This window comes from Pseudonocardia sediminis, assembly GCF_004217185.1.
Classification (GTDB): Bacteria; Actinomycetota; Actinomycetes; order Mycobacteriales; family Pseudonocardiaceae; genus Pseudonocardia; species Pseudonocardia sediminis.
On the sequence record NZ_SHKL01000001.1, the window covers coordinates 1,405,571 to 1,419,278 of the forward strand.

General features: G+C 73.5%; 9 protein-coding genes and 2 tRNA genes. 1 reads left to right on the forward strand and 10 read right to left on the reverse strand.

Going from position 1 to position 13,708, the window contains the following annotated elements:
• Positions 1 to 55 precede the first annotated feature (55 nt).
• From EV383_RS06795 to orn, 4 genes are all read right to left on the reverse strand, one after another.
• The gene (locus EV383_RS06795) at positions 56 to 739 is read right to left on the reverse strand and encodes a hypothetical protein (protein ID WP_130289112.1); all 684 of its coding nucleotides are present in this window, start codon (positions 737 to 739) and stop codon (positions 56 to 58) included.
• A gap of 146 nt (positions 740 to 885) precedes the next feature.
• Positions 886 to 957 (reverse strand) — tRNA-Lys (locus EV383_RS06800).
• A gap of 102 nt (positions 958 to 1,059) precedes the next feature.
• A tRNA-His gene (locus EV383_RS06805) sits at positions 1,060 to 1,132 on the reverse strand.
• 76 nt (positions 1,133 to 1,208) lie between these two features.
• Positions 1,209 to 1,832, reverse strand: a complete 624-nt coding sequence (gene orn / locus EV383_RS06810) for an oligoribonuclease (protein WP_130289113.1) — start codon at positions 1,830 to 1,832, stop codon at positions 1,209 to 1,211.
• A gap of 84 nt (positions 1,833 to 1,916) precedes the next feature.
• On the opposite strand from orn, the gene EV383_RS06815 reads away from it, so the two are divergent.
• Positions 1,917 to 3,473 (forward strand): helicase HerA-like domain-containing protein, encoded by a 1,557-nt coding sequence (locus EV383_RS06815; RefSeq protein WP_130289114.1) that lies wholly within the window; start codon positions 1,917 to 1,919, stop codon positions 3,471 to 3,473.
• A gap of 2 nt (positions 3,474 to 3,475) precedes the next feature.
• On the opposite strand, the gene EV383_RS06820 is transcribed toward EV383_RS06815, so the two are convergent.
• From EV383_RS06820 to EV383_RS06845, 6 genes are all read right to left on the reverse strand, one after another.
• Positions 3,476 to 4,822, reverse strand: coding sequence for a lipopolysaccharide biosynthesis protein (locus EV383_RS06820; protein ID WP_130289115.1), 1,347 nt, complete (start codon positions 4,820 to 4,822; stop codon positions 3,476 to 3,478).
• A gap of 82 nt (positions 4,823 to 4,904) precedes the next feature.
• Positions 4,905 to 6,497, reverse strand: coding sequence for a PH domain-containing protein (locus EV383_RS06825; protein ID WP_130289116.1), 1,593 nt, complete (start codon positions 6,495 to 6,497; stop codon positions 4,905 to 4,907).
• Positions 6,494 to 7,009 carry a PH domain-containing protein gene (locus EV383_RS06830; RefSeq protein ID WP_130289117.1) on the reverse strand — a complete coding sequence of 172 codons (516 nt, stop codon included), beginning with the start codon at positions 7,007 to 7,009 and terminating at the stop codon, positions 6,494 to 6,496. The genes EV383_RS06825 and EV383_RS06830 overlap by 4 nt, the downstream gene beginning before the upstream one ends.
• A 725-nt stretch (positions 7,010 to 7,734) precedes the next feature.
• Positions 7,735 to 10,053, reverse strand: coding sequence for an ArnT family glycosyltransferase (locus tag EV383_RS06835; protein WP_130289118.1), 2,319 nt, complete (start codon positions 10,051 to 10,053; stop codon positions 7,735 to 7,737).
• Positions 10,053 to 11,363, reverse strand: a complete 1,311-nt coding sequence (locus tag EV383_RS06840; RefSeq protein WP_130289119.1) for a bifunctional glycosyltransferase family 2/GtrA family protein — start codon at positions 11,361 to 11,363, stop codon at positions 10,053 to 10,055. The genes EV383_RS06835 and EV383_RS06840 overlap by 1 nt, the downstream gene beginning before the upstream one ends.
• A gap of 170 nt (positions 11,364 to 11,533) precedes the next feature.
• Positions 11,534 to 13,543: a glycosyltransferase family 39 protein gene (locus EV383_RS06845; RefSeq protein ID WP_423213635.1), complete on the reverse strand. Its 2,010-nt coding sequence runs from the start codon at positions 13,541 to 13,543 to the stop codon at positions 11,534 to 11,536.
• Between the last annotated feature and the right edge of the window lie 165 nt (positions 13,544 to 13,708).

Sequence of the window (13,708 nt, forward strand, 5' to 3'; positions counted from 1 at the left end):
GCCTCGGACGTCCGGGGTCGCAGCCGAGGCGATGATCGTCACCCGGCGGTACGGCTCAGCCGACGACGACGGCGCGCTCCCGGATCCGGTCCCACTGGTCGACCGGGATCTCGACGTGGCTGAACACGTCGTCCACGGCGGCGAACGGCACTCCCGTGACGCGGCGGGTCTCGACGATCCGGACGGCGATCGCGGGGTCGATCCCGCACGCGTCGGCGATCACCAGGGGTGGTGCCGAGTTGAGGTCGACCAGCCCGCCGTCGTCGAAGGTGCGCGGCAGGTCCGGACGTCCGATCCGCAGCTCACGGGCCATCGACGGGTCGCGGGCGAGGATCCGCCGGGCCTCCTCGCGGCGCCGCCGCGCGGCCAGCACGACCCCGACCGCCTCGTCCGGCGGGCGGGTCGCCGACCACACCTGACGCCGGACGGCGGTCACGTGCACCAGCGCCACGATGATGATCGTCAGGATCAGGAACCCGCCCCAGGGCGTGGGTCGCTCGGACGCGGGCAGCGCCGAGCTCGTCGACGCCACCGAGCTGAGCACCAGGGCGAGTACGACGGCGGCGGTGTAGAGCGCGGTCCAGACCCAGCACAGCCGCGCCCGGGCACCCCGCATCCGGATCGCGGCGTGGGCGAACGGGACGGGGGAGAGCATGCCGAGGGACACGGCGATCACGACGTAGTACCAGCGGTTGCCGTAGGAGGCCGGTGCAGTGGTCCGGGACGTGTCCGTCGTCATGGGACGAAGGGTGCGTGGCGCCGTGGGACGAGGGCAACGATCCGGGGGCGACACCCACAGAATTGTGGAGAGGATCCGCCCGAAAGAGACCGGGACCGGAAACGAGAACTGCCCGCGAATTGCTTCGCGGGCAGTTCCTGTCTCGGTGCGCCGTCAGGGATTCGAACCCCGAACCCGCTGGTTAAGAGCCAGCTGCTCTGCCATTGAGCTAACGGCGCATATTCAGATATGTCGTGCTAGTCGCATCGAATCCCTTGTGATCGCGACCCGGAGAACATTAACATGTCCTGTTCCGGGTTCGATCACCGGGGTGGCGACCGGGTGAGTGACGGGACTTGAACCCGCGGCCCCCTGGACCACAACCAGGTGCTCTACCGACTGAGCTACACCCACCATGCCTACCGGCCTCTCGACCGGCGTGCCGGATAAGCTTAACCGGCCGCCCGCGACCGGTGCGAGCGGGTACCGGTCACGACTCTCCCGCAGGTGGGGCGGCCACTCCGGCCACCTCGGCGGCCGCGGCCTGGGCCTGCTCGGTGCTCGGTCCGGGCGGGGCGACGAACAGCGCGCGGCGGTAGTAGGCCAGCTCGCGGATCGACTCGCGGATGTCGGACAGCGCGCGGTGCGCCAGGCCCTTCTCCGGCTTCGCGTAGAAGATCCGCGGGAACCAGCGGCGGGCGAGCTCCTTGATCGAGCTGACGTCGACCATCCGGTAGTGCAGGTGCTTGTCCAGCTCCGGCATGTCGCGGGCCAGGAACGCCCGGTCGGTGGCGATCGTGTTGCCGGCCAGCGGGGCGGTGCCCGGGTCCGGTACGTGCTGGCGCAGGTAGTCCAGCACCATCTTCTCGGCCTCGGCGATCGTGACCGTCGACGCGCGGACCTCCTCGGTGAGCCCGGACTTGGCGTGCATGTTGCGTACGACCTCGGGCATCCCCTCCAGCTCGGCCTCGGTGCAGGAGATGACGACGTCGACGCCGTCCCCGAGCACGTTCAGCTCGCCGTCGGTCACCAGGGCCGCGATCTCGATCAGGGCGTCACGCCCGAGGTCGAGCCCCGTCATCTCGCAGTCGATCCACACCAGCCGGTCGGTCATTCGCGCAGCCTAGGTGAGAAAGGGCCGGTCCACGGGGTGAGCCGCGCGGCCACGGACGGTGGAAATGCCCTAGCCTCTGGACCCGTGGCCGAGAACACCCCAGCTCAGACCATCGCCGCCGGGTACGCGACCGAGGGCTCGGCCCTCGAACTCGGCACCGTGCTCGTCGACGGCGTCGTGGATCCGGCCGCGAAGGTGCGGATCCCGTTCGCGACGCTGAACCGGCACGGTCTCGTCGCCGGCGCGACCGGTACCGGCAAGACCAAGACCCTGCAGGGACTGGCGGGCCAGCTCTCCGACGCCGGCGTCCCGGTGCTGCTCGCCGACGTCAAGGGGGACCTGTCCGGTCTCGCACGGGCCGGTGAGCACAACCCGAAGGTCGACCAGCGGGCGACCGACACCGGCGACGACTGGACGCCGACGGCGTACCCGGTCGAGTTCCTGTCGCTGGGGGAGAAGAGCGCGGCCATCCCGATCCGGGCGACGCTGACCCAGTTCGGCCCGATCCTGCTGTCGAAGGTCCTCGACCTCAACGACACCCAGGAGTCGACGCTCGGCCTGATCTTCCACTGGGCCGACCAGCGCGGGCTGCCGCTGCTCGACACCAAGGACCTGCGCGCCGTCATCCAGCACCTGACCTCGGACGAGGGCAAGGCCGAGCTCAAGGGCATCGGCGGGGTGTCGGCGGCGACGGCCGGGGTCATCCTGCGGGCGCTGGTCAACCTGGAGGCCCAGGGCGGCGAGGCGTTCTTCGGCGAGCCGGAGTTCGACCCGGCCGACCTGCTGCGGGTGGTCGACGGCAAGGGTGTGGTCTCGCTGCTGGAGCTGGCCGAGCAGTCGGCCAACCCGAAGCTGTTCTCGACGTTCCTGATGTGGCTGCTCGCCGAGCTGTTCGAGGAGCTGCCCGAGGCGGGTGACCTGGACAAGCCGAAGCTGGTGTTCTTCTTCGACGAGGCGCACCTGCTGTTCAACGACGCGTCGAAGGCGTTCCTGGAGCGCATCGAGCAGACCGTGAAGCTGATCCGGTCCAAGGGCGTCGGCGTGTTCTTCTGCACCCAGCTGCCGACCGACATCCCGAACAACGTCCTGTCCCAGCTCGGCGCCCGCGTGCAGCACGCGCTGCGGGCGTTCACCCCGGACGACCAGAAGGCGCTGACGAAGACGGTCAAGACCTACCCGACTTCCAAGGTCTACGACCTGGAGGAGGCCCTGACCTCGCTGGGCACCGGCGAGGCGGTGGTGACCGTGCTGTCCGAGACCGGCGCCCCGACGCCGGTGGCCTGGACCCGGCTGCGGGCCCCGCGCTCGCTCATGGCCGCGATCGGGCCGGAGGCGGTCACCGAGGCCGCGCACGCGTCGCCGCTGTGGGCCAAGTACGGCGAGACGGTGGACCGCGAGTCCGCCTACGAGACGCTGACCGGGCGGATGGCCGCCCAGCAGCAGGCCCAGGAGCAGCAGGCCCCGCCGGCTCCGGCGGACGCACCGCCGCCCCCGCCGCCCCCGGCCGAGGAGCAGGGCGGCTCGAGCTGGTTCAGCGACATCATCTCCTCGCCGGCGGCGAAGTCGTTCATGCGCTCGGCGGCCAGCGCGGCCGGGCGGGAGATCACCCGCAGCCTGTTCGGTACGCGCCGGCGTCGCTGAGCTCAGCTCTCGGCCGCGGTGTCCGGGCCCGGGCGCAGGAAGGCCGGGACCGTGCGGGCCCGCGAGCGCTGCGTGACCAGCAGCGTCACCGCGGCGACGACCTGCAGGCCGAGGAACGCCCAGGCCACGACGGTGGGGACCGCACCCAGCCCAGCCGGGAGCAGGATCAGGGCGATGATCGTGGTCGCGGCGATGACGATGTTCGGCCGGGCGAAGCCGACCGCGTCGCCGACCGCTTGGCGCACCCCGAGGGTGTGCACGACGACGAGGCGGACCGCGGCCGCCGCGAGCAGGATGCGCAGCGCCCCGGCCAGGTAGGTGTAGTTCGGCCCGAAGATCGCCAGCAGCGGCTCCGCCAGCAGCGCGCCGACGGCCAGCGCGGGCAGGAACAGCACCAGCAGCCGTCGCAGGGCGGTGCGGGCGAGCTCGGTGCTGCGGTGCGGTTCGCGGGCGACGGTCCCGGCCAGCGAGCTGACGAAGTACGTCGCCACGATGTCGATCACCGTGATGGCCTGCCAGACGATGAAGAACCCGCCGCCGACCTCCGGCCCGAACCGGAACGTGACCACCAGGGGCACCTGGCTGTAGAGCAGGGCCAGGCCGAGCGTGCCGACCCAGGTCGGGCCGAGGAACGCCAGGACCTGACGACGTCCGGGCAGCGCCGACGGCGCGCTCGTCGCGGCCCGGGAGCGACGCCCCGCCAGCACGACCGCCGCGACGCCGAACACGACCGCGCACAGCGTGATCGGACCGGTCCACGCCCAGACCAGGTCGGTGGAGGCGACGCCGGCGCCCAGCACCAGCAGGATGACGATCCGACCGGCGCCCAGCACGAGGTTCCGCGCGACCGACCACCACGGGCGCTCCAGCGCGACGAACGCGAAGTCCGTCAGGTGCAGGATCCCCCAGCCGATCGTGGCCAGGGCGAACAGCGCCACCGCCGTCGGTCCGCCGCCGGCCGCGGACAGGATGATGTCGGCACCGGGCAGCAGGAGGTAGACAGGCGCGACGACGGCGCACGCGACCGCCGCGGCCAGGAAGCTGCGGGTGATCACGGCCGTGGTGCGGCGCCCGGCCGCCGGGACCCAGCGCATCAGCGCGACGCCCAGGTTGAACTCGGTCAGCCCGGCGACCAGCAGGAACGCCGACACGAACGCCGAGACCTCACCGATCGTCGTCGGCGAGACCAGCCGGGCGGCGATCACCCAGGTGAGCATCCCGGCGACGGCGCTGAGCCCGGCCGACGCCGACAGCGCGATGCCGTCGGACCAGGAGCTGTCCTTCGGGGCGGTGACGGTGGTGGCGTCGTCGGACGGGGTCTCACCCGGGTCGGGCGGTGGACCGGACATGGGTGCAGACCCCGATCAGGGTTCGACGCGTCCGGCGTCCCGTGTGCGGGGGCCGGACCACCGACGGTAGAGCAACCCGCGGTCAGGGGCTCTGCGTCGAATGCCCGCCGGGGACGAACGCGTCGAGTGCCGAGGGGGTGGTGGAGCGGGCGAGGTCGACGGCGACGGCCGGGTCGACGTCGAGGATCTCGTAGGCGCCGGCCCCCGCGCCGGTGATCGCGTCGAGGGTGACGACGCCGGCACGGCGCTGGAAGACGCTCTGCCGGATCCGCCAGCCGATCACGCCGTCACGCTGCAGGGCGACCGTGCTGCGGACCAGCGAGCCCTGCCGGGAGACGAGGAACCGTTCGTCGAGGCGGTTGCCCAGCGAGCGGTAGCGGTCCAGGGCGAGCAGCACCCCGATCGGCAGCAGCACCAGCGAGACCGGGCCGAGCCAGGCCAGGTCCCACACCCCGCCCAGCACCCACGCCGCGGCGATCACGACCAGGGCGGGCACGACGGCGCGGGTCAGCCGCCGGGTGCGCGCGGCCACCGGGTGCGCCCGCAGCGCGACGTCGGTGACGGGCTCGGACGAGCGCATCGCGACGGCCGCGACCTCGTGCGCGTGCGCGGCCGGGACCGGCGGCTGCAGCGCGCCGCCGCCGCCGTCGCTGCCCTCGGACCCGCCGAGCCCGACCGACAGCGCGCCGGCCTGCGCGCCGCGCCCGACGAGCCGGACCAGCAGCGGCTCGGCCACCGTCACGCCGCGCAGGCGCTGCTCGGAGACCGACAGCGACCGCTGGGTGAGCAGGCCGCGGCGGACCCGCAGCGTGCCGTCGGGCTCGCGGGTGAGCCGGAAGTTCCACCAGCGCTCGGTGAACAGGACCAGGGCGCCGGCGACGAGGACGAGGAGCAGCAGACCGATCCCGACCCCGATCGCCGCCCACAACGGTGCGGTGGACAGCTCGCCGGTCGCGGTGCTCACGCCGGGCAGGGTCCGCGGGTCGATGTCGGCCTCGTTGACCAGGTTCCAGCCGGCCGCGGCGAGGGCACCGACGGCGGCCAGCGAGGACACCGTCAGCGGGGCGTAGCGCAGCGACGACCAGCTCAGGCGGTCCAGCTCGATCGGCTCGGTCGCGGTGACGTGCTCCGTCTCCGGGGTCCGGGTGGCCGGGGGTCCGGTGGCCGGTGCGTCGGACGCCGGGGCGGGGACGGCGAGCAGCTCGCGTCGCAGGCGCTCGGCCTCGGCGCCGGAGACGGCGTCCAGGTCGAGCCCCTGCCCGTCCTTGCCCGCCGTCGACGACTGGCCCGCGCCGACCTTCACGACGCTGAGACCGAACATCTGGTGCAGGAACGTCGAGGTCAGGTCGACGGTGCGGATCCGGTCGCGCGGCACCGAGCGGCGCTGGCGGCTCACCAGGCCGCTGTGCAGCTCCACCCGCTCCGGGGTGATCCGGTAGCGGGTGGTCCGCCAGCGGATCAGCCCCGCCGCGACGGCGAACACCGCGATCGCGACCGTGATCCAGATCTTGACCGGGCTCTCGCTGCCGCCGAACAGCAGCACGACGACGAACGCGGGGATGAACTTGAGCAGGATCGACGCCGGTGCGACGACGAGCATCTTCGGCGGCAGCCGTCGCCATTCGATCTCCGGGTGCGCGACCGGCGCCGCGGCCGCCGGGGCGGGCTCGGTCACGTCGCGTCCCCGGGGTGGGCCTGGGTGGTCTCGGTCAGCGTGCGGGCCAGCTCCGCGGCGTCGTCGGCGGAGAGACCGCTGATCTTGACCGGGCCCCGCGCGGACGCCGTGGTGACGGTGACCGTGGCCAGCTTCAGGATCTGCTGCAACGGTCCGTGCTCGGTGTCGACGGTCTGCACCCGCGAGATCGGCGCGATCCGCCACTCCCGGACCAGCCAGCCGGACAGGGTGTAGACGGCCTCGTCGGTGATCTCCCAGCGGTGCAGCCGGAACAACAGCTTCGGGACGACGAGCTCGTAGCCGATCCCGGTCACCACCGTCACCGCGAGCGTCACGCCGAGCCAGACCGCCGTCGTGCCACCGAACACCACGATGCCGACGACCTGCGCCACGACCAGGACCAGCAGGTACGGCAGAGCGCGCAGCTGCCACCAGCGCACGGCCCGCGGGTCCACCTGGTTCGCCGGTGGCCGCAGCGGGAGTGCACGCGGGTCGGAGGTCACGGTCGTCATACCCACCACTGTGCCGAACGGCGGCGCTCCGGTCACCCGGACGCGCCCTACCGGTCCGGTAGGTCCAGCCACCTCGCACACCTTCCGGCGTCCTCGCACAGGTTCGAACCTGTGCGAGGACCCGACAACCTGTGCGAAGTCGGGCTGGTCGGGGGTGGACGGGACGGATCGGGTCCGCGGACCGGGTGCGCCGCGGACCCGGGCCCGCCAGGGCCCACGGTGAGGCTCGGGACCCTGCCTCGGCCTCGGCGCTCGCCGCCCACGGCCGACCCGGGCGTCACGTTCTGGCGGTCCGCACAGCCATCGGGTGACGCTCGACGGTCAGCCCCCACCCCGGCGTCGGTGTGGAGCGGAAGGCCACGGGCGGCCGGGCCCGGCGTCACGTCATGGTCGTCCCGGCGACCGCTTCGTGACTCTCGAGGGGCCGGCGCCGACGTCGACCCGGTGAGCGTCACGTTCCGGTGATGGGGTCGTCACACCGTGGCGGCGGGGGTGGGATCGGGCCGCCCGAGGATCTCGGATGACGGCTAGGCCTGCGATCGAAGTGCGTCGATCGACCTCGCACACCTTCCGGCGTCCTCGCACGGGTTCGAACCTGTGCGAGGACCCGCCAACCTGTGCGACGTCGATCGGGTCCGGCCGTGGAAACCACCTCGCAGCCGAAACGGTGGTCTCGCACGCGACATGTCACGTGCGAGACCACCGTTTCCCGTGCGAAGCAGGGATCAGCGTGGCGGGGAGCTCAGGTCGTAGACGGTGCGGCCACCGACCGTCGTCGCCGTGTAGTGCTCGGAGACCCACGTGGTGATCTGGGCTCCTACGCCGCGGTCACCGCCCGGGCGGCCGCCACCGCCGCCGTTGACGAAGTAGCGGATCTGCCCGTCGTGGACGTAGGACTGGAACTGCTCCAGCGTCGGGTAGGCGTCGCTGCCGCTGAACCCGCCGATCGCCATCACCGCGACGCCGTCACCGCTTGCGAGCTGCATGGACGCCGCGCCCTGCGACCCGATCGTCGCCGCGGACCAGCGCGTCCCGGCCTGCTGCAGCAGCGTGACGAGCTCGGCGCTCGTCGCCTCAGCCCCGGGGCCGCCCATGCGCCCGCCCGTTCCGCCGCCGATGCCACCCGTGGCGCCGGACGCCGTACCCGCCGCCGGACCGGCCTGTGCGCCGCCGTCCGGCTGGCCGGTTCCGCCGGGTGCCGTGCCGGTGGGTGCGGCACCACCGGGAAGCCGGCCGGTCTGTCCGTCCGTGGCCTGTCCGGTGCGGTCGCGGCGGTCGCCGCGCATACCGCCGTCGGCTCCGGCCACGGCCGGGCCCGCGGTGGGGATGGAGCCGTTGTGGGCGGTGACCGCGGTCTGGGCCGCGTACGCCGCCGGTGCGGCGATCCCGGCGATTACGGCCGCCCCGACCACGGCCGCGGCCCAGCGGCGACGTCCGGACGGGATCAGGAACGCGAGTCCGGTGAGCACCCCGATGACCAGCACCGGCCAGCGCAGCCACGGCAGGAACTCGGCCGACCAGCCGAGCATCACGAACGCCCACACCGCCGTCCCGGCCGTCACGACGGCGAGGACGACGCGGGCGAGAACGGCGTCGGCGGACCCGGTGCCGGGAGCTTCGGCGGACCGGGCATCGCCACTCCGCCGCACGGACCGGTGCCGCAACAGGATGGCCCCGCCGATACCGACGAGTGCGGCGATCCCGGGTGCCAGGGCGACCGTGTAGTAGGGGTGGATGATGCCGCTCATGAAGCTGAACGTGGCCGCGGTGACCACGGTCCAGCCGCCCCACAGCAGGAGCCCGGCGCGGGTCCGGTCGGTCCGCGGCGCGCGTCGCGTCAGCCAGATCGCGACGACGAGCAGCACCAGCGCGGCCGGCAGCAGCCAGCTCACCTGGGTGCCGAACGCGGACGTGAACATACGCAGCAGGCCCGGCTCACCGCCGAACATCGCGCCGCCACCACCGGGCATCCCACCGGGACCGCCCGCCATGCCACCCAGGCCGCCCGCCCCGGGCATCCCGCTCGGTGCCGTGCCCGCAACGCCGGCCGCCTGACCAGCGGCGTCACCCGCCTGACCGGCCGCGCCACCCGCCTGACCGGCTACTCCACCGGCCTGCCCGGCGCCACCGGCTCCAGGCGCACCACCACCGCGGCTCTCACCGAAGATCCGGCCCAGGCCGTTGTAGCCGAAGGCCAGCTCGAGCGGGGTGTTGTCGGTCGACCCGCCGATGTAGGGCCGCGACGACACCGGCCACAGCGCGACGGCCAGCAGCCACCAGCCCGCGCCGACGACGATCGCGACACCGGCCCCGAGCACCTGCGTGATCCGTCGGCGCACCGACCCGGGCGCCGCCCAGAGGTAGGCGAGCGTCAGGCCCGGCAGCACCAGGAACGCCTGCAGGCTCTTGGCCAGGAACGCGAACCCGATGACCAGCCCGGCCAGCAGGAGCCAGCGCGTCCCGGCCGCCCTGTCGCCCTTCTCCACCGCCCGCGTCGTGGCGTACGCGGCCGCCACCATCAGCAGGACCAGCAGCGCGTCCGGGTTGTTGAACCTGAACATCAGCGCGGCGACCGGCGTCAGCGCGAGCACCGCACCGGCCAGGAGCCCGGCGCCCGGACCGGCGACCCGGCGGACGGCGGCGTAGAGCAGCGCGACCGCGCCGACGCCCATCAGCGCCTGCGGGACGAGCATGCTCCAGGAGGAGAAGCCGAAGATCCGGCCCGCGATCTCCATCGGCCACAGCGACGCCGGCGGCTTGTCGACGGTGATCGCGTTCGACGGGTCCAGGGAGCCGAAGAAGAACGCGGTCCAGCTCTGGGTCCCGGCCTGCACCGCGGCGGCGTAGAACGAGTTCGCCCAGCCGGACGCGCCCAGGTTCCAGAGGTACAGCGCGCCGGTGCCCACGAGCAGGACGGCCAGGGCCGCCCACTCGCGTCCGGAGCGACGGCCGGGTTCCGGCGGGGCCGGGACCGCGGTGGGGGAGACGGGGCCGGAGCCGCCCGCGTGCCCACGGGCGGCTCCGGTGTCGAGTGTGGTGGCCATCAGGCTGCGATCTCCTGCGGGGAGGTGGTGGCGGGTGCCGCGGCGGAGCGCCGGAACACCCAGGAGCGGAAGAGCACGAACCGGACGACGGTCGCGACGGCGTTGGCGACGACGATCGTCACGACCTCGGCGGCCTGGTGCGCGCCCGGCACGAACGCACCGAGCAGGGCCAGCGCCCCGGTCGTCAGGCCGAGACCGATGCCGAACACGATCAGGCCCTGGAACTGGTGGACGGCGGCGCCGTCGCGGCCGCGCACGCCGAAGGTGAAGCGGCGGTTGGCGGCGGTGTTGGCGACCGCGCAGATCAGCAGCGCCAGGACGTTGGCCGCGATCGCGCCCATCAGCCCGCGCAGCGCGACGAAGAGGATCAGGTTGGCCAGCGTGCTGGCGACCCCGATCGCGGCGAAGCGGGCCAGCTGGAACGGCATCGCCCGCGGCACGCCCGGCACCGGTGTCGGGGCGAGCGGGGCCCGTCCGAGCTGGGCGCGGATGTCGGCCAGGGGGAGCGCGCCGGTGGCCAGCGCGCGACCGACCCGCCACACGCCCTTGAGGTCGGCGGTCGCGGTGGCGACGATGTCGACGGATGAGTTCGGGTCGTCCACCCAGTCGACGGGGACCTCGTGGATCCGCATCCCGGCCCGCTCGGCGAGCACCAGCAGCTCGGTGTCGAAGAACCATCCGGTGTCCTCGACCAGCGGGAGCAGCTCGCGGGCGACGTCGGAACGGATCGCCTTGAAGCCGCACTGGGCGTCGGAGAACCGCGCGGACAGCGCGCCGCGCAGGATCAGGTTGTAGGACCGGGAGATGAATTCGCGCTTGGCCCCGCGCACCACCCGCGATCCCCTGCCCAGCCGGGTGCCGATGGCGAGGTCGGAGTGCCCGGACACCAGCGGCGCGACGAGCGGGAGGACGGCGTTGAGGTCGGTCGAGAGGTCGACGTCGCAGTAGGCGAGGACCTCGGCGTCCGAGGCCGACCAGACCTCGCGCAGCGCCCGGCCGCGGCCCTTGCGGTCCAGACGCACGGTCCGCACCTCGGGCAGCGCGGCGGAGAGCCGGCGCGCGATGACCGGGGTGTCGTCGGTGCTGGCGTTGTCGGCGATCGTGATCCGGAACGAGTAGGGGAACGACTCGCGCAGGTGGTCGAGCAGCCGCCGCACCGACGGCTCGAGGTCGGTCTCCTCGTTGAAGACCGGGACGACGATGTCGAGGACCGTGCGGTCGCGGGGACCCGGGACCGGCAGGGGAGCGGTTTCGGCGCTGTCGGGGGTCCGGGAGCCGACGCCCGGGAGATCGGTGAGTACGGGGCTCATGGACCGAACACTCGTGGGCGGCGCTGTCGGGGCCGTGTGATCGACCTGTGTGTGGGCTGTGCAGGCGTCCGGTGTCGTGCGCGTCACGTGCCCGGCCGGGTCCGGATGCACGCGTGCGGGCGCGGCCGGGGATCCGTCCCCGGCCGCGCCCGCGGTGCGCTTCCCGCCGGTCACCCGGAGGTGCCCGCGCTCAGGTCGTAGAGCGTGATGCCGTCGACGGTCCGCGCGGTGTAGTTCTCGGCCACCCACGCCGCGATCTGTGCCGCGGCGTCGCTGCCGCCAGTGTCGGCCGAGGTGCCGCCACCCATGCCCCGTCCCGAACTCGAGCTGCCGACGAAGAAGTGGACCTCGCCGTCGGCGACGAGCTGCTGGAAGCCCTGCAGCGTCGGGAACGGGTCGGTGCCGTTGAAGCCGCCGAGGGCGATCACCGGGTTGCCGGTGGCGAGCTGATAGCCGGCAGCCTGGTTGGAGCTGACGGCCGCCGCGACCCAGGTGTAGCGCGCCGCGTCGGCGTTCAGCAGTGCCGTGACCGCAGCGCTCGGGGTGGGGGAGGAGAGGATTCCGCCCGGACCACCGCCGCCTCCGCCCGGTCCGCCCCGGCCCATCCCGGGCGGACCGCCCTGACCGCCGCCGCGACCACCCGGCCCGCCGCCCATGCCGCCCGGCCCCTGCCCGTACCCGGACGGTCCGGAGCTGGGGATCGCGCCGGTGTGCGAGGCCGCCGCGGTGGCGACCGCCCATCCGGCCGAGCCGCCGACGCCGGCCAGGAGCGCCGCCGTCACCACACCCGCGGCGAGAGCCCGCGGCATCCGGTGCACGCCGGTCAGCGCGGCCGCGGACACGATCCCGAGCGCGAGAACGGTCCAGCGCAGCCACGGCATCCAGGTCGACGCCTCGGCGAGCAGCGTGGACGACCACGCGGCGCTGACCAGCACGGTCGTGGCCATCAGCAGCCGCGCGGACGTCGCGGCCCGGCGTCGCCACAGGTACACCGCGCCGATGCCGACGAGTGCCGCGGTCGCCGGTGCGTAGGCGACCATGTAGTACGGGTGGATGATCCCGGCCATGAGGCTGAAGGTCAGGCCGGTGACCAGCAGCCACCCACCCCAGAGGACGACGGCCGCGCGCAGCGGGTCGGTTCGGGGTGTGCGCCGGGTGAACCACAACAGGGCGCCGAGCAGCAGCAGGGCCGCCGGCAGGAGCCAGGACGCCTCGGCGCCCATCTCGGAGCCGAACAGCCGCAGGAGTCCGGTCGAGCCCCAGGTACCGCCGCCGGCACCGCCACCCCCGCCGCCGACGCTGCCGACCTCGTCACCGGTGAGCCGGCCGAAGCCGTTGTAGCCGAACACGAGCTCGAGGACGCTGTTGGTCTGCGACCCGCCGATGTACGGGCGGTCCGCGACCGGCCACAGCTCCACGGCCAGCACCCACCAGCCCGCCGCGACGACGAGCGCCACCGCGGACAGCGCGAGCCCCCGGATCCGGCGGCCGATGCCGACCGGGGCGAAGGCCGTCCAGACCAGCGCGAACGCGGGCAGGACGAGGAACGCCTGGAGCATCTTGGCCAGGAAACCGATCCCGACGAGCGCCGCGGCCAGCGCCAGCCAGCGCGCCTTCCCGGCCTCGACCGCCCGTAGCACCGCGTACGCCGCGCCGACGAGGACCAGGACCAGCAACGCGTCCGGGTTGTTGAACCGGAAGATCAGGACTGCGACCGGGGTCAGGGCCAGCGCCGCGCCGGCGATCAGGCCGGCGCCGTTCCCGGCCACCCGTCGCACCCCGGCGTACAGCAGCGCGACCGAGCCGACGCCCATCAGTGCCTGCGGGACCAGGATGGCCCAGCTGCTCAGCCCGAAGATCCGCACGGACAGGCCGGTGATCCACAGTGCGCCGGGCGCCTTGTCCACGGTGATCGCGTTCGCGGCGTCGGAGGAGCCGAAGAACCAGGCCTTCCAGCTGGTGCCGCCGGCCTGCGCGGCCGCGGAGTAGAACGCGTTCGCCCATCCGGAGCGCGAGAGCCCCCACAGGTAGAGCGCCGCGGTGCCGGCGAGCAGCAGCGCGAGCAGGACGCGGGGGAGCGTGACGCGCCCGCCGCCGCCCCGTCGCTCCGGTGGCGAACCCTCGGGTACCGGTGGGCGGGGCGGGGGATCGGTGCGGGGTTCGCGCAGCGTGCTGGTCACGCCGGCGACGATCGTCGGGCCCGCTGTGCGCGCCCGGTGCCGGACCTGTGCACCGGCTGTGAGCCGGACTCCTCCGAACGGGGACGAGCCGGTGCGGACCGGACACACAACGATCACCGGGGTCCGGCACAGCCCCGTCACAGACGTCCCGGACAGGCTCGGTCC